The sequence below is a fragment of the Vibrio sp. CCUG 15886 genome, assembly GCF_028570825.1.
Classification (GTDB): domain Bacteria; phylum Pseudomonadota; class Gammaproteobacteria; order Enterobacterales; family Vibrionaceae; genus Vibrio; species Vibrio vulnificus_B.
In genome coordinates this window covers 72,611-95,345 of sequence record NZ_JAQQBT010000010.1, presented here as the reverse complement: position 1 = coordinate 95,345, position 22,735 = coordinate 72,611, and the positions used below count along the sequence as shown (strand labels likewise).

The 22,735-nt window shown below is 48.1% G+C and carries 18 protein-coding genes and 1 pseudogene; 8 read left to right on the top strand and 11 right to left on the bottom strand.

The genetic code is table 11. From position 1 onward, the window contains the following. Positions 1-110 precede the first annotated feature (110 nt). The 5 genes from PQQ36_RS16540 to PQQ36_RS16520 all read left to right on the top strand — a co-directional run bounded on the left by PQQ36_RS16540 (position 111) and on the right by PQQ36_RS16520 (position 4,973). The gene (locus PQQ36_RS16540) at positions 111-494 is read left to right on the top strand and encodes a DUF3302 domain-containing protein (RefSeq protein ID WP_011151747.1); all 384 of its coding nucleotides are present in this window, start codon (positions 111-113) and stop codon (positions 492-494) included. After that, positions 494-1,624 (top strand): HlyD family secretion protein, encoded by a 1,131-nt coding sequence (locus tag PQQ36_RS16535; protein ID WP_011082384.1) that lies wholly within the window; start codon positions 494-496, stop codon positions 1,622-1,624. Before PQQ36_RS16540 ends, PQQ36_RS16535 begins: the two co-directional genes overlap by 1 nt. Before the next feature lie 233 nt (positions 1,625-1,857). Continuing rightward, a complete protein-coding gene (locus PQQ36_RS16530; RefSeq protein WP_011082383.1) occupies positions 1,858-2,406 on the top strand; it encodes an ECF-type riboflavin transporter substrate-binding protein in 549 nt (182 codons plus the stop codon). Positions 2,407-2,412: 6 nt separating this feature from the next. After that, a complete protein-coding gene (locus PQQ36_RS16525; RefSeq protein ID WP_225470898.1) occupies positions 2,413-4,137 on the top strand; it encodes an ABC transporter ATP-binding protein in 1,725 nt (574 codons plus the stop codon). Further along, positions 4,134-4,973 carry an energy-coupling factor transporter transmembrane component T family protein gene (locus PQQ36_RS16520; RefSeq protein ID WP_130246895.1) on the top strand — a complete coding sequence of 280 codons (840 nt, stop codon included), beginning with the start codon at positions 4,134-4,136 and terminating at the stop codon, positions 4,971-4,973. Before PQQ36_RS16525 ends, PQQ36_RS16520 begins: the two co-directional genes overlap by 4 nt. Before the next feature lie 58 nt (positions 4,974-5,031). Here PQQ36_RS16520 and PQQ36_RS16515 read toward each other — a convergent pair whose 3' ends face one another. Together PQQ36_RS16515 and PQQ36_RS16510 are read right to left on the bottom strand one after the other, a co-directional pair. After that, entirely contained in the window at positions 5,032-6,213 is a 1,182-nt protein-coding gene (locus PQQ36_RS16515) for an MFS transporter (protein ID WP_101957843.1), read from the bottom strand. 151 nt (positions 6,214-6,364) lie between these two features. After that, positions 6,365-9,631: pseudogene (locus tag PQQ36_RS16510) on the bottom strand (S41 family peptidase). Positions 9,632-9,919: 288 nt separating this feature from the next. Between PQQ36_RS16510 and PQQ36_RS16505 the strand changes: the two are divergent. Next, complete coding sequence (locus tag PQQ36_RS16505; protein ID WP_011082378.1) at positions 9,920-10,420, top strand: GNAT family N-acetyltransferase; 501 nt, start codon at positions 9,920-9,922, stop codon at positions 10,418-10,420. A gap of 53 nt (positions 10,421-10,473) precedes the next feature. On the opposite strand, the gene PQQ36_RS16500 is transcribed toward PQQ36_RS16505, so the two are convergent. Next, positions 10,474-10,749, bottom strand: coding sequence for a GNAT family N-acetyltransferase (locus tag PQQ36_RS16500; RefSeq protein WP_011082377.1), 276 nt, complete (start codon positions 10,747-10,749; stop codon positions 10,474-10,476). 179 nt (positions 10,750-10,928) lie between these two features. On the opposite strand from PQQ36_RS16500, the gene PQQ36_RS16495 reads away from it, so the two are divergent. Beyond that, positions 10,929-11,675, top strand: coding sequence for a flagellar brake protein (locus PQQ36_RS16495; RefSeq protein WP_011082376.1), 747 nt, complete (start codon positions 10,929-10,931; stop codon positions 11,673-11,675). A gap of 71 nt (positions 11,676-11,746) precedes the next feature. On the opposite strand, the gene PQQ36_RS16490 is transcribed toward PQQ36_RS16495, so the two are convergent. Both PQQ36_RS16490 and PQQ36_RS16485 read right to left on the bottom strand, forming a co-directional pair. Beyond that, a complete protein-coding gene (locus tag PQQ36_RS16490; protein WP_047111836.1) occupies positions 11,747-13,375 on the bottom strand; it encodes a methyl-accepting chemotaxis protein in 1,629 nt (542 codons plus the stop codon). A 208-nt stretch (positions 13,376-13,583) separates the two neighbouring features. Then, positions 13,584-13,931, bottom strand: coding sequence for a hypothetical protein (locus PQQ36_RS16485; protein WP_011082374.1), 348 nt, complete (start codon positions 13,929-13,931; stop codon positions 13,584-13,586). A 259-nt stretch (positions 13,932-14,190) separates the two neighbouring features. Between PQQ36_RS16485 and PQQ36_RS16480 the strand changes: the two genes are divergently transcribed. Continuing rightward, positions 14,191-15,294: a mechanosensitive ion channel family protein gene (locus PQQ36_RS16480; RefSeq protein ID WP_011082373.1), complete on the top strand. Its 1,104-nt coding sequence runs from the start codon at positions 14,191-14,193 to the stop codon at positions 15,292-15,294. Positions 15,295-15,422: 128 nt separating this feature from the next. On the opposite strand, the gene PQQ36_RS16475 is transcribed toward PQQ36_RS16480, so the two are convergent. The 6 genes from PQQ36_RS16475 to PQQ36_RS16450 all read right to left on the bottom strand — a co-directional run bounded on the left by PQQ36_RS16475 (position 15,423) and on the right by PQQ36_RS16450 (position 22,735). Further along, on the bottom strand, positions 15,423-16,145 hold the full coding sequence (locus tag PQQ36_RS16475; RefSeq protein WP_045619806.1) for a carbonic anhydrase: 723 nt from the start codon (positions 16,143-16,145) through the stop codon (positions 15,423-15,425). 232 nt (positions 16,146-16,377) lie between these two features. Continuing rightward, positions 16,378-17,286 (bottom strand): PstS family phosphate ABC transporter substrate-binding protein, encoded by a 909-nt coding sequence (locus PQQ36_RS16470; protein ID WP_273661843.1) that lies wholly within the window; start codon positions 17,284-17,286, stop codon positions 16,378-16,380. Between the two features lie 26 nt (positions 17,287-17,312). Beyond that, complete coding sequence (locus tag PQQ36_RS16465) at positions 17,313-17,927, bottom strand: OmpA family protein (protein WP_130349277.1); 615 nt, start codon at positions 17,925-17,927, stop codon at positions 17,313-17,315. 1 nt (position 17,928) lies between these two features. Continuing rightward, positions 17,929-19,239 (bottom strand): TolC family outer membrane protein, encoded by a 1,311-nt coding sequence (locus tag PQQ36_RS16460; RefSeq protein WP_108694493.1) that lies wholly within the window; start codon positions 19,237-19,239, stop codon positions 17,929-17,931. Between the two features lie 17 nt (positions 19,240-19,256). Continuing rightward, positions 19,257-20,585 (bottom strand): HlyD family type I secretion periplasmic adaptor subunit, encoded by a 1,329-nt coding sequence (locus PQQ36_RS16455; RefSeq protein WP_273661842.1) that lies wholly within the window; start codon positions 20,583-20,585, stop codon positions 19,257-19,259. Continuing rightward, a complete protein-coding gene (locus PQQ36_RS16450; RefSeq protein ID WP_273661841.1) occupies positions 20,582-22,735 on the bottom strand; it encodes a type I secretion system permease/ATPase in 2,154 nt (717 codons plus the stop codon). Before PQQ36_RS16450 ends, PQQ36_RS16455 begins: the two co-directional genes overlap by 4 nt.

The window sequence follows — 22,735 nt, the reverse complement described above, 5'->3', positions numbered from 1 at the left end:
TAGTTTTCATTATTGCCTTGCGTGAATGAGAGATTTCGCGAATACTTATCCCACTTGGTTCACCTTTTGTTTACCAATTTTCATCAATTCAATTAGAGCAAGGAAGTAAGATGTTTCTCGATTATTTCGCATTGGGATTGCTTGTTTTCGTCGCTTTAGTGATTTTCTACGGCATCATCGTGATTCACGATATCCCTTACGAAATCGCTAAAGAACGTGAACACCCACATCAAGACGCTATTCACTACGCAGGCTGGGTAAGTTTATTCACTCTACATACCATTTGGCCTTTCCTTTGGATCTGGGCAACTTTATGGCGCAAAGAGCGCGGTTGGGGCTTCCAAAAACTCGAAGAAGAACAGCACGACATGCACCATCGCGTTGATCAATTAATTGATGAAGTCAAACAGCTTCGTGAGGAAGTGGATCAATTGAGAAATGCGCAACGTGCGCCTGCCACGCCCGTCATTACCAGTGAAGAGGAGAAGCAATAATGGATTTACTGTTGATCCTCACTTACACCGCATTGTGTATTGCGATTTTTAAGATTTTTAAGATTCCATTGAATAAATGGACGGTACCTACCGCGGTTTTGGGTGGCGTTGTGCTCATCGGTACACTGATTTTATTGATGAACTATAACCACCCATTCACTCAATTGGGCAATCAAGTTTACTCAACCACTCCAATCGTGTCGGGCGTTCGCGGCCGCGTGATTGAAGTGCCCGTTCAAGCAAACCAACCGCTCAAGCAAGGGGATGTGCTGTTCCGTATTGATCCTATCCCATTTGAAGCAGAAGTGGCCAAGCTCGAAGCTAAAGTCAAAGAAGCCAGCCAAGGAGCACTTGGACTGGAGTCCACACTGAAGGAAGCGGAAGCGGCCGTTATCAAAGCCATCGCCGAGCGTGATAAAGCGAAACGCGAATACGAACGTTATAAGCGTGGCTACGAGAAAGGCGCATTCACAGAGCAACAAATGGACACCACTCGTCAAGCGTTCAAAGCTGCGCAAGCCGCTCTTGAAGTCGCACAATCGAAGCAAGAGCAAGCGCAGATTGCTTTGGATTCCGAAGTCGGTGGTGAAAACACTCAGGTCGCACAGCTATTAGCGGAGTTGCGCAAAGCACAGTTTGACCTTGAGCAGACCGTTGTGCGCGCTCCGACCGACGGTTATGTCACCCAATTGGCGCTGCGCCCGGGTGTAATGTCAGTGCCATTACCACTGGCGCCTGTGATGACGTTTGTCCACAGTGAAGAGAAAATCTACACGGCGGCATTTCGTCAGAACTCACTTCAACGCCTACAACCGGGTTTTGAAGCCGAATTCATGTTCCGCGCCTTGCCAGGTAAAGTCTTTAAAGGTGAAGTGATTGAGGTGCTTCCAGCCATTGGTGAAAGCCAATTTCAAGCTCGTGGCGCACTACTCGGCACGGAAGCGCTGCGCACCAGTGGCCGCGTATTTGCGACGTTGCGAATCACCGATGATTTGAGCGAGTATCATCTGCCAATGGGCACTGCGGTGGAAGTGGCGGTGTACTCAGACAGTTTCACCCACGTCTCCATCATGCGTAAAGTGCTTATTCGTATGAAGAGCTGGCAAAACTACCTCTATCTCGATCATTAATTTTACGTTTTATTGTAATCAGGGGCTGACATTAAGCCCCTGATTGCTTTCTAGACATCCAGACAGATAGCATTCCCACTTGAGGGTTTCTTCTGTATAATGCTCGCCTTATTTTTCCACTTGCTGAAAAAATAATCCAAGGCGCAACATCGTGCCACTTCTTGGTTAAAGCCTTGAAGGAAATAACGAAAACAGCAAGTTACGTTCTTTAGACAATTGAACTGAGGTTATCTATGAATCTTTCCGCTAAAACCGTTGTGGTGATTGCCATCGGTGCTGCTCTTTATGGTATTGGTGGGTTACCCATGTTTGGTATCCCCGTGTTTGCAAACACCACCCTCAAACCAGCCATGGCGGTTCTTGCCCTATTTTCGGTTCTGTTTGGTCCTTTAGTGGGTTTCTTGGTGGGCTTTATTGGCCACTGGGTCACGGATCTTTTTGCCGGCTGGGGCGTTTGGCTAACCTGGGTTCTTGGTTCGGGCATTGTCGGCCTTATCATTGGTCTATTCCCTTCTCTTACTCGTAATCGCTTAGAGAAAGGCGAATTCAATCTCAAAGATTTCTCTCTCTTTGTTGTGCTCGCACTGCTTGGCAACGTATTTGGTTACGGCTGTTCCGCGTTTCTCGACACCATTTTGTATGCAGAACCGTTCACTAAAGTGTTCACGCAGCTCACCATCATTGCTTCTGGTAACACCGTATTAATCGCTATCGTTGGCTACTTCATTTTGAAATCGGTAGCGAAACGCAATAAACAAAGCCGCAACCTAACAGAGGCTTAATGTCGAATGACAATCGAATTTTCTAACTTCTCTTTTAGATATGAGTCGCTGGACAAACCGACGCTAAGAAATATCAATCTAAGGATAGAGAAAGGAGAGAAAATCGTCATTATTGGTCCAAGTGGTAGTGGTAAATCTACCCTTGGCCAGTGTTTAAATGGGCTTATCCCCCACGCAATCAAAGGTGAAGTGTCCGGCTCTTTGACCATCAACGGTCAAGAAACAGCGACGTTCGCCATGCACCAATTCACCGAACAGGTGGGGACAGTGCTGCAAGACACCGACAGCCAATTTGTCGGTTTAAGCATCGGTGAAGACATCGCGTTTGCACTTGAAAACCAGCTCACCGCCAATATTGAGATGTACTCGCTGGTGAAAGCCACCGCGAAGATGGTGGACCTTGAGCAAATGTTGCAACGCTCGCCACACGATCTCTCGGGCGGACAGAAACAACGTGTTTCACTGGCAGGCATTCTCGTGGATGATGTCGATATTCTGCTGTTTGATGAACCTTTGGCAGCGCTCGATCCAAAAACCGGCAAGCGCACCATTGAAATCATTGATGAGCTCCACCGCAAGACAGGCAAAACCGTGGTCATCATCGAGCACCGTCTCGAGGATGTGCTGCATCGTCACGTCGACCGCATCATTCTGATGGAAGGCGGTGAGATCATTGCTGATGCCACGCCAGACGAGCTGCTTGCTTCGCCATTATTGGCACAATATGGTATTCGCGAGCCGCTTTACCTAACGGCGCTAAAATCCGCTGGTTGCCATCTTGCGCTAGACGATCACCCCTCAAGCTTAAGCGAGTTACCCTTGGCCAATTATCAGCACGCAATGGCAGATTGGTTTCACCAAGCGAACACGACAAACAACCACATTCGTTCAGAGACTTTGCTTGACGTGCGCAACTTAACCTACTCCTACGATGGTGAGAAAAACGCATTAGAAGGGGTAAGTTTCAATGTGCAACGCGGCGAATTTGTCTCGATATTGGGCAAAAATGGTTCCGGTAAATCGACCATCACCAAGCTGATCATGGGCGTCATTGAACCCGATGACGGCGCGATGTACTTAAACGGCCAAGATCTTAGCGAGCTGACCATTTTCGAGCGCAGTCAAAAAGTGGGTGTGGTGATGCAAAACCCTAACCACATGATTTCGCACCATATGATTTTTGACGAAGTCGCATTTGGCCTGCGCAATCGAGGTTGGGACGAGCAGCAAGTCAACGACAAGGTGCTTGAAGTGCTCGAATTGTGTGGTCTCAGCAAATATCGTCATTGGCCAATTGAAGCACTCAGCTACGGCCAGAAGAAACGCGTCACCATCGCTTCGATTCTCGCCCTAGAGCCTGAACTGTTGATCCTCGACGAGCCCACCGCAGGTCAGGATTACCGCAACTACACCTCAATGCTGAGTTTCATTGAAAAACTCAATCGAGAGCTAGGCATCACCGTCGTGATCATTTCTCATGACATGCACTTGGTACTGGAATACACCACACGCTCCATCGTGATTGCAGATAGCCAGCTTGTGGCCGACGCGCCGATGACGGATGTTTTCAGTAACCCTGCATTGCTGGATAGAGCGAACCTAACCACCACCAGCCTGTATGAGCTTGCGACGCGCTTAAACATTGCTGAAACCAACGCCTTTATGCAGCATTTTATTGATGTAGAAAAAGCTTCTCGCTTAGAGAAAACCGTTGAGAGAAATGTGGCATGAAAGACAACAAAATGAAGTTTGGTATCAATTACATCGATACCCAATCTCCGCTGCATAAGCTTAACGGCATCACCAAGTTTTTGCTGTTCATCGCTTGGGTGACGGTCGTCTTAACCACATTCGACCTGCGCTTGATCAGCGTGTTGATCATCGTTGGCCTTGGGCTACTCAAAATGACCAAGGTGCCTTTTCATGTTTACAAGCCATTGCTACTCGGCACCGCCAGCGTATTGTTGATCAATGCCTTGTTTATGTTTGCCCTTGCACCACAGCAAGGCAGCGAGTTCATGGGCTCAACGACGGTCTTATTGCCATTACCCGGTCAATACTCTTTGACGCAGGAAACCTTGTTCTATCTACTGACGGTCACGCTCAAGTATTTCAGCATGTTCCCGATTGCGTTGGTGTTTGTTTTCACAACCCATCCAACCGAGTTTGCCGCCAGTTTGAACCGTTTAGGCGTGCCGTACAAAATCGCTTATGCGGTGAGCTTAACACTGCGTTATTTACCGGAAGTGAAAAAAGACTTCGTCAATATCATGCATGCACAACAAGCAAGAGGGGTCGAACTGAGTAAAAAAGCGCCCCTGTTCACACGCATGAAAAACGTCGCGAAAATTCTTGGTCCACTGATTTTCTCGAGCCTCGATCGCGCCGATCAAATCTCCAACGCGATGACGCTGCGTGGTTTTGGCCGTCACAACCAACGAACTTGGTACAGCTTAAAGCCGCTGAGTCGCTCCGATAAGCTGTGTATGATGGGCATTGCGCTTATCGTAACACTGGCCATTGCCAAACGCGTCCTAGAGCCTCAGCTCTTCTGGTACCCGTTCTGATGATCACAAAGGGATGCGCACTGCATCCCTTTATTTTTGCCCCAATAGAACAAGCCTGTTAACTCCACTTTAGAACCCGAGTCTCGTTGCCCTCTTCCGGTTTAGCGGGAATATTGAAAGAAAGCAGCAAACTTATCGCCGCCATAAACGCGCCAATGTAAAACACGCTGGCAGGCGACACGAGCCAAATCACACCGAATGTTACTGGGATCACCACCGCGGCAATGTGATTAATGGTAAAGGCGACGCCAGCCGTTGACGCCATGTCCGCAGGGTCTGCAATCTTTTGAAAGTACGTTTTAATCGCCAACGCCAAGGCAAAAAAGAGATGGTCGATGATGTACAATGCGGCCGCCCATTCAGCGGATTGCACCAGCGCATAACCGACAAAGACAAAGATCAAACCTACGTATTCAAAGGTCAATGCTTTGCGCTCACCCACCACACCGATAAAACGGCCAATACGTTTGGCAAACAAAAAGTTGAACAGGTAGTTTGCCAAAAACAGCAAGGTGATATCGGCAGCGGAATAACCAAACTTCTCCACCATGAGGAAGCCTGCGAAAACAGTAAAGATCTGTCTACGCGCCCCGCTCATAAAGGTGAGCGCGTAGTAGAGCCAATAGCGTTTCCGCAGTACCAACTTCTTGTTCTGCACCACCGTCGTTTGAAACTGAGGAAAAGCAAACGCCATGACCATTACCAGCACAAAGCCAACCCCACCCGCCAACAGATAGACCATCTGAAAACTCAGTTGCCACACCTCAAGCAGTAGCCAAATCGCACCGTAAGTGACTAACGACGCCAATGCGCCAATCGAGACCAGTTTACCCAACATCTCCGGTGCTTCTTCTTTGCTTAGCCACTGTAGTGACAGCGATTGTTTCAACGTTTCGAAATAGTGGAAGCCTGTCGACATCAGTAACGTCGTCGCTAACAAGCCAAACAGCGAAGGAAAGAACCCCGTCAATGCCGTCCCCAACGTCAACATGGCCAGTGATATCAGCATGAAGCGCTGCTCTCGTACAAACAGCAAAACAAACACAACCGTAAAGGCAAGAAAACCGGGGATTTCCCGAACACTTTGCAGCAAACCAATATCGGCACCATCAAACTGTGCCTTTTCAATCACAAAGTTATTGAGCAGTGCCATCCACGTCGAAAATGCGATAGGGACGATGATAGAAATGAGCAATAAGAAATTTTGCGGTGTCTGCCAGCGATGGCGATGTTCACGCATGGGCTATCCTTAGTTCTGCGTTAGGTAGGAGCATTGTTATGCCACCATCATACCCATGAGATGCACTTCAAGAAACCATCGGGATGAAAAAAGCAAAGGCTCAATACCACCTTCGTTGTATTGAGCCTTTGGTAACGATAACCCTAGAGCGTTACTGCGTTTTGTCTAATTGTGCTAACAAGCTTTCAATCGCAACTTTCAGTTGGCGATCGTAATTGTTCGCAATGTCTTCTGGTGAGTTATAAACCAGCACATCAGGCACCACTTCTTGGTTTTCGAACCATCGACCTTGGTCATCTTTGAAGCCGAGCTGCGGAATGCCATACACCAAACTCTGCTCTTGTTGTGGTTCCCACAACACCGCCGTTCCAGTACCCGGCACTCGTTCACCCACCAACTGACCAATACCCTCACGCTGGTAGAAATAAGGCACAATCGAGCCATCGGAATAGCTCGCAGCGTTTGCTAGCATGATGCTCGGTTTTGCCCAACGGCGCTCAGGGAATGTCGACAGTTGATAGCCATCACGCGTCACTTGAGCACTATGGCGCGTACCGGAAAGGGTTTCCATCAGTTGATCATGTAAGTTCCCGCCCATGTTGTAGCGGATATCGATGATGACCCCTTCTTTGTCGTTGTACTCACCAAATAACTCATTGACTAAGGTTTCGTAAGACGCCGGTCCCATCTCAGGAATATGGATATAACCCAGTCTGCCTTGCGAACGTTCTTCGGTCAGGGCTTTGCGTTGTTCAACCCACAACTCATAAGCCAACTGAGCCTCTTGTTCAAGCGACGTCGGCACCAGCAGCACATTTTGCGCGGCTTTATCACCCGGTTTGAGCACACTTAAACGAACGCGTTTACCCGCTTTGTTATCCAGCAGCGGATAGATATCCATTTCTGGAGCCACCTCTATGCCATCCACAGAGTAGATGATACTGCCCGCCTTGATCGGAGATTGGTAGATGTCCGCAGGACCACCTGGAATCACCGCTTTAACACGAACCCCTTTGCCGCGGTATTGGTCATCATAAAACAACCCAAGTGACGCAGGCTCCGACCAAGTTGAATGGTAGCTACTGTAACTTGCTCCGGTGTGTGACGCATTCAACTCACCCGACATTTCACTCAGTAACTCCGCAAAATCTTGGTAGTGATGAATCCCTGGCAGATATCGTTTATACGCCTCGCCATAGCCTTGCCAGTCCACGCCATGCATGCCTTTGTCATAAAAGCGGGTATCCGTTTGACGCCAAGCGTGATCAAAGATGTATTCCACTTCCGCACGGAAATCATAATTGGCGTCTGCTTGGTAATCGACATAGTTGCCCTCACCACTTGGCAGATGCAACTCTTCAATACCGTGCGCACCGATAATCACCAAGGTTTCGATATCCGGCTCCATCTTCACCGCAGCAACATCTTCACTGCTGCGTGTAAACAGAACGTTCGTTTCCCCGGTTTGGGTATTGATGTCGGTGAACTCTACCTCGTCGCCGACCAAGTTTGCCACCAACAAGGATTGATTGTCCGGAGAAAGGTAGCTGAAAATTGGCGTCATGGAATACGGGGTAACTCGATAGGTACGATGTTTGAGCCCTTTACTTTCCACCAAGGTCTCTTGTGGGGCTTGCTCGCCTGGCTCTTCGCCGGAATCCGCTGCGCGCTCCTCTTCGAGCCAACGTTGCTCATCGTCCTTCTTCCAATTGAAATCCGCTTCTTGGTTGAGAACCGTCAGATAGATGTCTGACTGCACCGCCCACTTATCGATATCTCTCAAGCTATTTCGATCAGTGCTCCAATAGATCATCTGCCCGTCGTGGCTAAACTTCGGCTCACCCTCAATAAAACCGGTATTGGTAATTTGCAGTGGCTTTTCACTGCCATCCGCTTTTAGCAGCACAATGTCAGAGTTGTAGGAGGCACGATTACGGGTCACCAAGTATTGGCTATCTGGCGACCATTCATAACTCAGATCCTGATCGACGTAGGAATAGAGTTGCGAAGAGTCTAACAGCACGTGATAACTGTCGTTTTCGATGTCATACACCTTGATCGAATTGCTGTTTTCGCGATAGGCGATCTTGGTCCCATCAGGAGAATACAGCGGCTGAGTTTGGTCAACCGCTTCATCCGAAAGCTATTCTTCCACCACATCAAACGAAGTGGAAAAACTTCTGCCCGTATCATTGATGTAGCTGTGGAAGACATCCCAATTGCCATTTCTCTCCGATGCATAAAGCAATGAAAGGCCATCATTTGAGAAAGAAAGATAACGCTCTGCTTGCGGGGTCTTGGTTACGCGCTTAGTCGCCCCTGAGAGCAGAGAAACCACGTAAACATCACCTCTGGCGACTATGGCAACTTCTGGCGCCACCGGCGAAACCGCAATTTCAGTCGCTTCATGATTGAGGTTAACAAATCGCTTCCCTTTGCTGAGAAAGGATTGCCGAATAGTCACCTGTAATGGTTTAGCATCCGCTTCATCTTTGCCTTTAAACCAAATATCGCCATCGTAGCCATAGGCGAGATCACCTTGCTGGCTAATCGATAAGAAACGCACGGGTAAAAACTCGTGTTGGGTTATCTGTACGGGTTCAGCCGAAGAGTCGGATAACACGCGTTGCCAAACATTGAAGCTGCCTGAACGCTCAGACAAATAGAACATAGAGCGGCCATCTTCAGCCCACACCGCATTGCGGTCTTCACCACGATAATTGGTCAGTTTTGTGTGCTTACCCGTTTTAGGGTCAAAGCGCCAGATATCGCGCGCGGCGTCAGAGACATCGCGTTTACGCCACTCTTGCTCCATCGGTGACGGCAAATCGGTATAGAGATACTCGCCTGTTTGCCCATTAATCGACAAACTGCTGATTGGATTGGCAAGCAGCAGCTTTTCACGCCCTCCACTCACATCCACCGAGTAGATCTGCGCTGACGCGCTACCCGCGAAGCCATTGTTCACACTGCTCTCGATATCACCGATCCGCGACGATCGAAAATAGATTTCTTGTCCATCCGGACTAAAAGCGTAAGGAACATCTTTGCTAAAGTGGTAAGTCAGTCGCTTTGCGTCTCCACCGTTCGCGCTCACCAAAAAAACGTCACCTGGCCCGAAGCGATCGGTCGTAAACGCAATGGATTCCCCGTCCGGTGACCAAATGGGATTTTCACTGTAGCTGTCAGCAGAAGTGAGAGGAATGGCTTCTCCCCCTTTACTTTCGATAAGCCAGATCTGTCCTGCGTAGGTAAACGCGATTCGTTGACCGTCTGGCGATAAAGCGATGTCTCGCAACCAGGTGGGTTGAGAGTTTGTGGTCGTTGTAGCAACACTTTCTTGAGCTAAGCTCAGATTTGAAAGACTGGCCAGTAAGACCAATGCAATCGAGTTGGCAGTAAAACGTTGAATTCGCATCCGTTTTCCTTGCGTTATTGTAATAAGAATGAGCTTGAATGAATCAAACACTGTTTTTTATACAGGTTTTTGACTATAGATAACAGGGAAAAATTCCATCAAAAAATCAAATAGGACCAGTGAATGATTGAACATTAATACAGCATTCACTAATACACCTTAATCCATAAGGTCCTGAGGGTTATTCACTATTGCCATTTCTAACCTACTCAGTTTGTTAATAAAAATCTGGTTTTCATTAACAAATGCCGTTAGATTGATAAAACAACAACAAACAAGGAGAAATGCATGGAGATTACTATTCGTCCAACCTCAATCGAGGACGCCGAAGCACTCGTTGAGCTTTATTCTCAACCTAAGGCACAACGTGAGACCCTGCAGCTCCCAAAACCGTCAGTGGCGATGTGGCAGGAAAGGCTATCGAGCATACCTGCGGGTGTGTATAGCTATGTAGCAATAGTTGATGGGAAAGTGGTTGGCAATATTGGATTTCAGCACTCACAAAGGCCAAGAACGGCGCACTGTGCTTCATTTGGCATTGGCGTACACGATGATTTTCACGGCTTAGGCATTGGTAGCAAGTTGATCGAAACCGTCACGGAACTGGCAGATAACTGGCTCAATGTAAGAAGAATTCAGATCGAAGTGAATGTCGATAATGAAAAGGCGATTTCTCTCTATAAAAAGCATGGTTTTGTGATTGAAGGTGAAGCCGTCGATTCCTCGTTTCGCGAAGGGCGATTTATTAACACCTACTATATGGCAAGAATCAACCCAAATACCCAGTAGTTCACTTCAAATCGAGACGATTTAGCTCAAAAAGCCAGCTTTCGCTGGCTTTTTCATGCTTTCAGGTGATGCCACTCAGAGTGTCGCTCTAAATAATGTTTAACATAGCTACAAACAGGGACGATCTTGTAGCCTTGTGCCTCGATAATCGGCAATACGGCTTCCATCATCAATTTACCATACCCTCCTCCACGCAGCTCTTCTGGGACGCGAGTGGAAGTGATGGACATAACATCATCATGCAGCTGATAGCGAACCGTTGCGTAGTACATCCCCTCTAAATGAACTTGAAAAAGCGCATTTTTCTCATCATGAGTGACATGATTCACAATTTCTCTCCCTATTTTTGCGTAATCAGCATTGAATCAATAACAACAGCTAAATAAAATCTTTAACTGAACATATACACTAAACTTATTAAGCTAGATTCATTCAGTGTAGATGAACTTTTGCACTATGAATCCGCACAATTACAACGTTGCAGGCCGTTTCATTAGGATAAGGAACAATGAATTTACCTATGGCTAAACTCCAAGGACGCAATCACGCATTAGCGCCAAATCATGCTCAGCGCTTAACGAGCACTTTCAACAGTACCGATGCGCTTGCAATGATTGAACATGGTAGTGAAATCACACTCAATGTAACGACGCCAGTTGGAACCAAATTTTTAACCACAAGCCTATTTGTTGGGTCACATTCTGGCAATGCCATGCTGGTTGAGATACCGCAGATTTCTGAAGACGATCTTAAGTTTTACTTCCAAGAAGGCTTTTGGATAAACGTTAAAGCCCTTTCTCACCGAGGTGAAGGCGCCATCATCCATTTTCGTAGTCAACTGACTCACCGTTTAGGCGACCCATTCCCCGTTCTCGTACTCAGCGTGCCAAGCACCATGCAAGTGGCTCAGCTTCGCAAAGAGACACGCTACGAGGTTAACCTCCCGGCGAAAGCTTACGTTAATGACTATAAGGTGGAATGTGAAATTCGCGACCTATCTCGTGGCGGGTGTCGCTTTGTCACGGCACCAATGAGCCGAACTTTCACTGTGGGTGATGAAGTGTCATTGGAGATTCTACTCGGGAAAGCAGGTGGGCCAACCTTAGCGCCGCTGAAAGGAAAAGTCTGTAATTTACAGCGTTCAACGCATTACGCGCGTTACGGTGTCGAATTTGATGATTTCGGTAAGCACAATGCGAAAAACTTACTTGGTCATTTGAAGTTTGACGGAACCAAGCTTAAGCTCAAACGTTAGGCGTGCCGATAAGTGACTTGTCGATAAAAGAAAACCGTCGCTAGGACGGTTTTCTTCGTTTTGAATGGTGATTACAGACGGAAGAAGCTCAATTGGGCTTTTTGTTTTTCCGCTAGATGAGAGAGTTCGTTACTTGCGCTGGCGCTTTGGCTGATACCCGCTACGTTTTGGTTCACCAGTTCAGACATGTTCACGACGTTGCGGTTGATGTCTTGTGTCACTTGTGATTGTTCTTCCGCTGCCGTTGCCACTTGTGCGTTCGAATCATTGATGTTCGCGACAGCTTCAGTAATACCAACCAAGGCATCGTTCGCTCGTTGAGTCAGTTCGTTGTTGCGCTCTAGCATGTTCAAGCTCTCTTGCATGCTGTCATTGGCTAGGCCAGATTGCAGTTGAAGCTGCTCAATGATCTCTTGAATTTCTTTGGTTGAATCTTGCGTACGAGCCGCCAACATACGTACTTCGTCTGCCACTACCGCAAAACCACGGCCAGATTCACCAGCACGGGCAGCTTCAATTGCCGCATTCAGCGCTAGCAGGTTGGTTTGCTCAGAAACGCCACGAATCACTTCAATCACATCGTTGATCTGCACTGACTGTTCTTTCAAGGTCAGTACCACGCGTGCGGCATCGTTCAGTGCCGATGACATCTGTTGGCTTGCTTCGGCACTCTCTTTAAAGATAGCCAAACCCGATTTCGCTAAACCGTCTGTTTCACGAGCAGTTGCATCCGCCGAGGTCGCGTTATCGCTAACGTTGTTCGCGGTACTTGCAAGCTCGTTCACGGCAGAAGCGACTTGTTCAATTTCCGCCAACTCTTGTTGCGCGTTTGCTTCAGATTGTGTCATGACAGCGGCAAGCTCTGTTGATGCCGATGCCACTTCTTCAGAAATACGGATCAGGTGCTCCACCGTGCTGTGCAACTGGCTCGCTGTGGTATTCACGTCTTTGCTAAGGTGCGCAATTTCATTGTCGCCATCGACATCCGCACGAACCGAAAGGTTACCTTGTGAGAGTTCACGCATCACCGCTTGTAACTTGATCACCGGTGTCACAATCATGCCAGAGAGGAACCATGCCACCAACAAGGAGAGCGCCAACACACCAAGGACCGTAATGGTTGCCATGTTTTGTACATGAACGTTATCACGGTTACTTTTCGCCATTGTTTCAGAAGCAACACGGTTCACTTTCTGCGACATCGCGTTGATAGCTGATACCATGTCATCGCCCACTTTGCGGTAATCCGCGATAAAGCGGTTGTATTCTGCCGCCGAGACAGTGCCTTGATCATGGCGACCAAAGAAGCTCACTGCACTGGTCGAATAGTCGATGTAGTTGTTGATCGCTTTACGCACTTCAGCCGCTTCTGTACGGAAGTCGCCCTGCTTCGCCATCTGATCCAAATCCAGATTGATCTCTTTCGCACCTTGCTTAAGTTGCGCTAGGAATGCATCACGACGGTTCGCATCGTAAATGGCGTAAACCGCGCTAATTCGCAACGGGTAAACCGCGTCGTCAATCTTTGCCAATGTGTCTTTGTAGAAAACCAGAGAATTGGTGTTATGAGTGATGATATCTTGCTCTGCTTGCAGCTTGTCTTTGGTGATCCAAAGAGAAACCAGCAAAGCCAGTGCAGTCAACATAACAGGAACTAAAACTTGGGTTCGAACGGACAAGTTTTTTAGAGAAAATTGCATTTAACGCCTCAATCTATCAAATGTTCGCTTCCGTGCTCTGGGAACAAAGCCAAAAGTTGGAAAGACGAAATTCTAGATCTTGGTCACGTTTTTGTCTATATAAAATGCTAATAATTTCATAAGGTTAACGCCATAAAAATGACAAACGCCAAATTTACGACCATATGAAAGCAAATGAAGAAATGTAGAAGAATATGTATTTATAGCATCAATTAATGGGATGCTCATATTCAATAATGACCTGATTACCTTCCACATACACGTTGCGGATCACCCCATCAACCGTGACCTTGTTTTGCAAAAAGATCGTCTGCGACGTTGAGAGGTCACGACGAGAAAGTGAAGGGATCACTTTGAAAGGTTGCACGTGTAGCTGCTCGCACAGTTGGTTGATAAAACCCAATGTCAGCGGCGTATCGCCACGTAAATAAGCAGAGAATTCGTGATGATTAAGGCCCAGACGTCGCGTCATTTCCATCTGCGTAATATGCATTTTTGCTTTTTGCGACATCCAGATATCGTAAAGCGCAATACGATCCTTCTCAGTAAATTCCATCACTTTTCCCCAATCATCCAATCTGAGTAGAAAACTCTCATGAATTAATAACTAAAGTGTTAGTTATAAGTCAAAAAACAGGCTGTTTTCTGCTTCAGAAACGGTACTTGTTGCACAAAACTCGATCATGTTCACACACAGCGGCTATAGGCCAAGCCAATCATTGACCCGCAAATCACTTTTTCTCATCGCTTTTTTGGGTTATTCATCGATTTTCTGATACCTTTCGGGTTTTGATTCAAACGATGAGTTTTTCAATATGAATGATTGGTTAATTGAGCTGCAACGAGCACTCTTTAGTAATCACAAGGATTGGTTCGGCAGTGTCCTGTTTATTACAGGTTGCAGCGCCATCGCATGGATCGTCTGGCGCGTCGTCGCATCGCGCTTGCATCAGTTGGCAGAGAAAACCCGACTTCACTGGGATGATCTTCTACTAGAAGCTTTTAGAACCCCTATCAGCACTTTTATCTGGCTTTGGCCAGGAACCATCTCCCTTGGCATTATCGTCCAAAGCCAAACTGGCCAAAGCTTAGCTTGGCTTGGCACTGCGAAACTCATCATGGTGATTTCGCTGCTAGTTTGGATTGTCATGCGCTTTGTCAATCGCGCAGAAGAGTATGTTTTGGCGGCTCAAAGCTACGACGAGACCACAGTGCAAGCCACTGCTAAGGTGGCGAGGTTATTTATTCTTACCATCGGCACGCTGACTATGATGCAGGTGTTTGGCCTGAGTTTGTCTGGCTTGTTAACCTTCGGTGGCGTGGGTGGTTTGATCGTCGGTTTAGCGGCCAAAGACCTTCTTTCAAACTTCTTTGGTGGTTTGATGATCTACTTTGACCGTCCATTCAAAGTGGGGGATTGGGTACGATCTCCGGATCGCCAAATTGAAGGCACCGTTGAGCGCATCGGTTGGCGGATGACCATTATTCGCACTTTTGATAAACGCCCTTTGTATGTACCAAATTCGGTGTTTAGTAACATTGTGGTGGAAAACCCTTCGCGCATGCTCAATCGTCGTATTTACGAAACCATTGGTGTGCGTTATGACGATTGCAATAAGCTACCTCAAATCATTGAGCAAGTGCGTGAGATGCTGAAGCATCACCCCGATATCGATGCAAATCAGACCTTAATCGTGAATTTTAATAGCTTTGGTTCTTCGTCACTCAACTTCTTTGTCTATACATTCACCAAAACGGTGAACTGGGTGGAATACCACGGTGTGAAGCAAGATGTGCTACTCAAAGTGATGGAAATTATTCAGAAAAACGGGGCTGATATTGCCTTCCCTACTCAAACATTGAAGTTTGACCCCGTTCAAGCTGGGCTGATGGAATCCAACCGCTCTCAATCGGAGTAACGTTCACCTTAGAACAAAACACCAAATAAAAAACAAAGCCCGTGCTTGATGATTCAGCGCGGGCTTTTTAATAAGAAACGTGACGGCAACTGACAGTAAATCGCCAGTCAAAACGCCATCTTCAATCGTTACTCTTTGCTTAACACAACACGAGCATTAAGTGGCTGAACCGGACGGTTGTTTTCGCCCATAGCCTGCATCAATACGTGCGTCTGAGTGGGTGACAGCTCACTGGCTTCCTTAATCACGAGCCAACGAACGCCCTCGCTACAAGGAGGCGTAGTGAGTGAACCGTTAAAGCGATAGTACTCGGCGTGCGCAGGAATCAAGTCGTTAACGTCAAACGCTTGGGCAAGTTTTACTTCCTCACCCGCTTTTGGCACTTTTGCAATCAACGAGTTCAACGCTTGGTTTTGGCTACCCGACTCAAACATCACAGCAACCACCGCCAAGTTGCCCGCTTTGTCTGCATGCACAAAGTGCGCCTCTAGCGGATATTGCTTACCTTGGATCAAGTTTTCAGATGGCGTATGGAAGTGAAATTGCTTCAGTTCAAAGCTTTTACCGTCAATATCCAGTACATTCTCGCCAGATAGGCTTCCCTGTAATGTGTGACCATTGTTACTTAGCGCAATCACTTGGCCTGAATAGTGCAAATCTAAGCCTTTGAGATCAGCTTGTGTTGGCTGACGGATATCAATCGGGCTTTGGTTTTTCCCCGTCGCACACTCTTTGGCAATCTCTCCCCAGTGCTCTGGTCCATGTTTACCTTCATAACCCCATTCGGCGGCATGGCATCCCATCGCCGTTAGACCGGTCGCAAGCACTGCGGCTATCACTGTTTTTTTCATTTTCTTTCCTTGCTTTCGTTGTGTTTTATAGAACCGCGCCATGGTAATCACAAACGATCAGAATCGGGCAACGTGCAATCTTTGTTTGCTGTCGAGATTTGGAAGCAGACACAATCATGGTGTAACTGAGATGATGATTAATTGGTAAGCGAGTGAGTTCGATTCCATAAAATAAGCCGAGATTTCTCTCGGCTCATCGTGATCATGTTGCTTCTATCTGCACGTTTTAAGGCTACTTGTAGCCACCATACACAATTGGTGCGTCAAGCGAGAGGCGGACTCGATTACGATGAATCGCCTCTGGCGGCAAACTAATAAAGCCGTGCTCTGCAATGGTTTCCTGCCCCTCTTCCCCTAATGTTAAGCCGACAAAATACTTCTCCGCGTCGGTGAGGTAATTGCGATTGGGTGGCAAATTAAGGTAAAGATAATAGACGTTAGACAACGGATAGCGACCAGACAAAATCGTTTCTTTGTTGAGGTCAAAACGTTCGCCATTGCGGTTGATGATATCAAGGCGGCGTACACCACTCTCAAGCTCTGCATAAACGGTATAACCCATCAAATTTTTGTCGTCGGCGATCGCGTCGATAAGTTGCTCACGCTCAGAATAAAACTGGGTAAGCGAGCTTTGAGGCGATTCACACTCCACCAGCTTAGCGAAGTTCAGATGCTTAGCCAGTTCGTTTTCCACCGCCACAGGTTTGATGGTTTGATACTCTTCACCAAGAATCTTATTCCACTGCATCTGTTCAGGTTGCTCATGACAACCGAAGATCAACTCCAATTCGTCAATGGTTACCCCACCAATCGGATTCTCCTCATTTACCAAGATGGTAATGACGTCTGAAGTGAAAAACAGTTCAGTCGGGCGATAACCATACTTGTGTTCAAACAAGGCGATTTCACTGTCGAGCCATTTGCGTGAACTGATACCCAGATGCGCTTGGTTGTCGATCATTGCGCCTTGCACATCGGCACTTTTTCGCGCGGTGATATCGAGCTCTGCCGATTGGATTAAATCGTTAGCAACCGCCATCAATTCTTGTTCAACCAAAATACGCGAGCTTTCTTGTGCCCAAGCCCCCGCACTCAACGACAACCCTGCCAATGTGGCGATACAACCATTGATTAATTTCATTTTTGCTCCCTTCATGATTGCCACCGTTATTGACGAACAGTTCGTTTGAGATTGGACGATTCTTGCTCTGAGGTATAAATCGTCCATTTCGCTTCGGTTTTCATATCTGGCTGGGTGATCACCGCGATGGTACGGCGTTTGCGGTCTTTAAGTTTCTCCGTCAATGCGGTCACTTGGGTAAATTCCTGCTCAGAAATACGCTCTGGTGCAATGCCGTTTTCGATTAATGCCTCTTTTAACACCGAGGTGCGCTTTTTCGCCAACACTTGGTTGTACTCGTCGCTACCTTCAGGGCTGGTGTCACCGACCAGAATGACTTTTGCTTCTGTGCCTTGATTTAAAATTGCCAGCAACTCGTCAAACTCGCTCGATTGATCGAGACGAATATGGGCGTCGTCAAAATTGAAGTAAACGGTTTTGATGTCCACTTTTTGATAAATCGTCCAACGAGTACAACCTTTGCTGTCCACTTCTGCCCCCAATGGCGTGTCCGCACAAATGTCACGCTGGTTGATCACCCCATCTTTATCGCTGTCGCGCAGATCATCGATTTGATGTCGAGTCATGGTGGTATCCGGCATTTGCGCGCAAGCCGCAAGCAACACAGGCAACACTGCGCAGGCTAATAAATTCAGTCTCATATTATTTCTCCTTTGCCTGCCATTCTTGTGGATGTTCTACACGTAACGCATAGGTAAGCAGCCCCATTGCATTGAGTAATCGATACGCAGACAAGGTGTGGTCATACTGCGCAGCCACGTAGTTTCTGCGGGCTAAGAACACTTCCACTTTCGCATCCAGCACATCCAGTAGGCTGCGTCTTCCGACCGAAAATTGTTGGATGTAGCCCTGCTCAGCCACTTTGGCGGAATCCACGTTTTGTTGCAGCAGTTGCTTTTGCTTGACCAACATGTCGTAGGCGTGCCAAGCCAATTCCGTTCCTTCTCTCACTTGACGTTCTGTGCGAATGCGAATTGCACGAGCTTGCTCTGCTCGCCATGCCGAAGACTCCACCCGCGCATTGGTTGAACCACCATTAAACAGATCGTAATCGAGGGTCAACATGATGCGCGCATCTTCATCACGCCCTTCCGCCCCACCGATGTTCTCGTTTTTGTTGGCTTGCAGCTCCAGTTTGATCTCTGGGTAATAGCCACTTTTCTCACGCTTGATCTCTTTACGCGCCGCTTCAATATCTTGAATGGCGGCGCGAATTTCTGGATGGTTGTCTACCGCTTGTTGCACCGCAACCTCACGACTGGGCGGCAGTAGCGCAAGATCAAATACCGGATCCACCAACTCACGAGCGGGTTTGCCGACCAGACGAATAAACTGGGTTTCTAAATCATAAAGGTTGTTCTGCGCGGCAATCATGGACGATTTACTGGTCGCCACTCGCGCTGAAATCTGCGCCAAATCAGAATGGCTACTCAAGCCTTTGCCCGTTCTTTCCAGAATATCTTGATAGATCTCTTCATGTTCGCTGACATTACGCTCGGCCAGATCCAGCATGGTTTGCGCTTTAAGGTATTCTAAATAAACCTTCACCACATCCAAGGCAACGTTTTCTGCATCGGAGAGTAATGCCAAACGTTCAGATTCCGCTTCAAAGCTGAGACGGTCGACATTGGCGGTGGTTTTCATTCCATCAAACAACAGCTGCGACACTTTCACCCCAAGCTCACTGCGAGTGAGACCACGATCTTCGTCATCGATTTTTCGACCACTGTTGTAGTAGGTTTCCTCGTAGCCGATCGCGCCGTAGAGCTTCACTTGTGGCAGATAAAAGCCCTCGGCACCGTCCATGTCTCGGATGACCGATTGATAGCGCGAGTACTGGGCAAGCACTTCTGGGCTGTAATCAATGGCCGCAGCCACCGACTCCTCCAGTGAGATTGCATGCGCATGTGGCAGCGCCAGTGCCCATGACACCATGAGTAATTTTGAACGCATTCCCTTTCCTTTTCTGTTTAAGGCTCTCTTAACGCCGTCTCTTTGGCTCTGAGAAGCGGCTTAAGCCAATAGCTCAATACGGTTTTCTCACCCGACAATATGTCGACCATCGCCTGCATACCGGGGATAATTCTAAAATTCTGTTGTGATGCGTCATCGGTCATCAATTCAATGTGAGCACGATAATGCGGGTCGCCTTCTTCGGTTTTGAGTGAGTCAGCACTTACATACACCACTTTGCCTTTCTGTCCACCGTAGATTACGAAGTCATAAGCGGTAAACTTGACCGTGGCTTCTAAACCAACTTTGACGTACGCAATATCTTGTGGCGCAATTCTCGCTTCCACAATTAAGCGGCTATTGAGCGGCACCAACTCCATAATCGGTTCACCTGGGCGCACCACACCACCAATCGAGCGGATCAAGACATCTTTTACCGTGCCATCCACCGGTGACAAAATTTCCGTGCGGCGTAATTGGTCGGCTATCGCCGATTGGCTCTCCTGCAAGCGCGCGAGCTCCGCCACCACTTCATTCAACTGACCCCTCGCTTTGGTGCGAAAATCGAGCGCAATACCGCGATAATCCGCAATCGACTCGGAATAGGCCGCTTTTTGTTTCTGAGCCAGCACTTTCGCGCTAGAAATATCGCCTTGCAGTTTGACGTAGTCGCGCTTGAGTTTAAGCAGCTCCACTTCGGCTACCGCCCCCGTTTTCACGACATCTTCCAGCATGTTGAGCTCTTTCTGCACAATCGCCATGCTGTTTTCCAAGGTGCGAATGCTGTTTAACGTATCTTGATAGGCTTGAGACTGCTGCTCAATACGCAGGGCGGATTCTTCCAGTTCTGAGTCCAACTGCTCCAAACGTTGATGGTAGTTTTCTCGCGCATTAAACTCGGCGCGAGTGACTTCATCTTGTCCACTTGGGTAAGGTTGCTTGGCAATGCGCACTTGTTGCTGCCAATCCGTGGCTCGTCCATCAACCACAATGCTTTGCAGCTCGAGATCCAAACGCTTTTTCTGCGCGAGCAAGGTTTGCAATTGCTGATCCGACTCTTGGTAAGATGCGCGAAAACGGGTGTCATCGAGAACCATCAACGGCTGCCCTTTCACCACTTGTTCCCCTTGCGACACCAGCACTTGCTTAATGATGCCGCCTTCCAAACTTTGTATGGTTTGAATCGACAAGCTTGGCACCACTTTTCCGTCACCAACCACCACCTCATCTAGGGTCGCCCATGAGGCCCAAACCCCTATCGCCAACACCAACGCAGCGCAAAGCCAAATGAGACGACGAGAACGGTAAGCAATGCGGTTATTCGACCACATGATCTGACTGCTCATGACTGCCCTCCTTTGACCACACTCACTGATTTCACTCGGCTGCGCACTCTTGCCGAACCTTGTTGCGTGAAGATCTCATGCGGGGTGCCTTGTGCCACCAATTTACCTTTATCAAGCACCAAAATGCGATCGCAAAGGGTAAGAAAACTCTGCTTATGTGAACTGATGACCAAGGTTTTGTCCGCTGGCAAACGCTGTAAAGCGTGGAAAAAACGCTCTTCTGCCGCTTTGTCTAATGCACTGGTGGGTTCGTCCAAAAGCAACATTGCAGGATCGCGATAGATCGCGCGAGCGATCGCCACTGCCTGACGCTGCCCCCCAGAGAGAAAACGCCCCTGCTCGCCCACCTGAGTTTCTAAGCCATTCGCCAAGCGAGGCATGTAATCATTGAGGCCAGAGAGCATCACCGCGTTGAGTAATCTTTGCTCATCAATGCTTTGGTCGCCAAAGGTGATGTTTTCATAGATGGTGCCATAAATAAGCCCTGGGTTTTGACCAACCCAGCCAATCCCAGCACGAATAACACTGGGCGGCCATAACTGCGCATCAATGGTTTCGTAGTACATTTGCCCTGCGGTTGGCAGCAACTGACGAGCAAGCAACGCCATTAAAGTAGACTTCCCAGAGCCAGCATTGCCGATAACACCAATTTTCTCTCCCGCTTTGATATCCAGTGAGATCGCTTCCAATGCTTGGATCTGCATATCGGGGTAGGCGAAGCTGACGTTTCGCAAAGCAACATTACCGTGGAACTCGCCTCTGTCCATCATTTGATGTGACGTGGATTCTTGAGGCGTGGCCATGATCTGGTTGAGCCCTTCCATTGCGGTTTGCGTCTGCTGGTAACGCAGCATCAGCATAGAAAGCTGGTTGATCGAAGATGCGGCGCGCCCGCTGAGCATCACAATGGCAATCAAGCCTCCCATGCTCAATCGCCCTTCGGCAATCTGATACACGCCGAAAATGATCAAGGCGATCGTCACCACTTGCTGGCTCGACATAATGGAGTGAGAAACGATGTTGGAATAAAAACGCGAACGGGTTTGCCATTCCGACAACGCAGAAACCGTCTGTTCCCAGCGTTTTTGTGTCATCCCTTCAGCATTGTTTTGCTTGATGTCCGTCAGCGCTGACAGGCTATCGTAGACATGGGCTTGGCGTTGCGTAGAAAGACGCGCCGATTCGGTAAAGGTTTGTGCAAGACGCCCTTTCATCACAAAACTGAGCAGCAATAACGCCGCCATGACCGCCAGCGGGATCAACATCATCGCGCCGCCTAACCAGCCAATCAGCAGGAGGAAGAACAGCGTAAACGGTAGATCCACTAAAGTAACCAGTGACACTGAGGTGAGGAAATCTTTTACGCTATCGAAATCTTGCAACTGGCGGGCAAATGCCCCCACCGACTGAGGTCGCTGCTCAAGGCGCATCCCCAACACTTTTTGGAACAATTGCGCTGACAGTTTGTTTTCGACATAGCGCCCCGCCATATCGGTCACTGAGCTGCGCGCTTCTCGTAATACCCAATCAAACACCACCACGATGATGACACCGACAGAAAGCACCCAAAGGGTATGGAAGGCTTGGTTCGGCACCACGCGGTCGTAGACATTCATGGTAAACAGTGGCACCACCATCGCCAACAGGTTAATGACAAACGAAGCCAGTAAGAGATCACGATACCAAGGACGCACTTCCATCAGCACTTGGCGAAACCAATGAACGGGCTTTTCTTCAATCAAACTTTCAACACGGCCATCGGCGGCAACCAGTGTCGAAAGCTGCCATATGCCCTCTTTCACTTGCGTTTTCAGCTCATCCAAGCTCAAGGTCACGTCACTATTGGCCTGATGTGGCGATAAACAACGGTAATGCTCGCCTTCTCGCCCCAAAATCAGCAGCGGGTTGCCTTGCTTTTCCACGGCTAAACAAGGGAAAGTGGCCTGTTCCAGCAGTGACAAGCTGGTGAGGCCGACCTCTAGCTGCGCTTGCTCTGCCGCTCGTTGAAACAAAGCTTCACTCAATTGGCCATTTTCAAGGGGCAAACCATTGACCACCTTCAGAGCGTGACAACGAATACCAAAATGTTGGCATGCCCAAAGAATGGCCGTTAACCAGTGATCTTGTCTCTCTTCCACGATAGTGTTCAT

Excerpts from the sequence above, each read along its gene's own strand:
- PQQ36_RS16530 (WP_011082383.1), top strand. The coding sequence starts at position 1,858 with ATGAATCTTTCCGCTAAAACCGTTGTGGTGATTGCCATCGGTGCTGCT.
- PQQ36_RS16535 (WP_011082384.1), top strand. The coding sequence starts at position 494 with ATGGATTTACTGTTGATCCTCACTTACACCGCATTGTGTATTGCGATT.
- PQQ36_RS16465 (WP_130349277.1), bottom strand. The coding sequence starts at position 17,927 with ATGAGACTGAATTTATTAGCCTGCGCAGTGTTGCCTGTGTTGCTTGCG.
- PQQ36_RS16470 (WP_273661843.1), bottom strand. The coding sequence starts at position 17,286 with ATGAAATTAATCAATGGTTGTATCGCCACATTGGCAGGGTTGTCGTTG.
- PQQ36_RS16495 (WP_011082376.1), top strand. The coding sequence starts at position 10,929 with ATGAATTTACCTATGGCTAAACTCCAAGGACGCAATCACGCATTAGCG.
- PQQ36_RS16455 (WP_273661842.1), bottom strand. The coding sequence starts at position 20,585 with ATGAGCAGTCAGATCATGTGGTCGAATAACCGCATTGCTTACCGTTCT.
- PQQ36_RS16475 (WP_045619806.1), bottom strand. The coding sequence starts at position 16,145 with ATGAAAAAAACAGTGATAGCCGCAGTGCTTGCGACCGGTCTAACGGCG.
- PQQ36_RS16515 (WP_101957843.1), bottom strand. The coding sequence starts at position 6,213 with ATGCGTGAACATCGCCATCGCTGGCAGACACCGCAAAATTTCTTATTG.
- PQQ36_RS16480 (WP_011082373.1), top strand. The coding sequence starts at position 14,191 with ATGAATGATTGGTTAATTGAGCTGCAACGAGCACTCTTTAGTAATCAC.
- PQQ36_RS16485 (WP_011082374.1), bottom strand. The coding sequence starts at position 13,931 with ATGGAATTTACTGAGAAGGATCGTATTGCGCTTTACGATATCTGGATG.
- PQQ36_RS16540 (WP_011151747.1), top strand. The coding sequence starts at position 111 with ATGTTTCTCGATTATTTCGCATTGGGATTGCTTGTTTTCGTCGCTTTA.
- PQQ36_RS16450 (WP_273661841.1), bottom strand. The coding sequence starts at position 22,735 with ATGAACACTATCGTGGAAGAGAGACAAGATCACTGGTTAACGGCCATT.
- PQQ36_RS16505 (WP_011082378.1), top strand. The coding sequence starts at position 9,920 with ATGGAGATTACTATTCGTCCAACCTCAATCGAGGACGCCGAAGCACTC.
- PQQ36_RS16520 (WP_130246895.1), top strand. The coding sequence starts at position 4,134 with ATGAAAGACAACAAAATGAAGTTTGGTATCAATTACATCGATACCCAA.
- PQQ36_RS16525 (WP_225470898.1), top strand. The coding sequence starts at position 2,413 with ATGACAATCGAATTTTCTAACTTCTCTTTTAGATATGAGTCGCTGGAC.
- PQQ36_RS16490 (WP_047111836.1), bottom strand. The coding sequence starts at position 13,375 with ATGCAATTTTCTCTAAAAAACTTGTCCGTTCGAACCCAAGTTTTAGTT.
- PQQ36_RS16460 (WP_108694493.1), bottom strand. The coding sequence starts at position 19,239 with ATGCGTTCAAAATTACTCATGGTGTCATGGGCACTGGCGCTGCCACAT.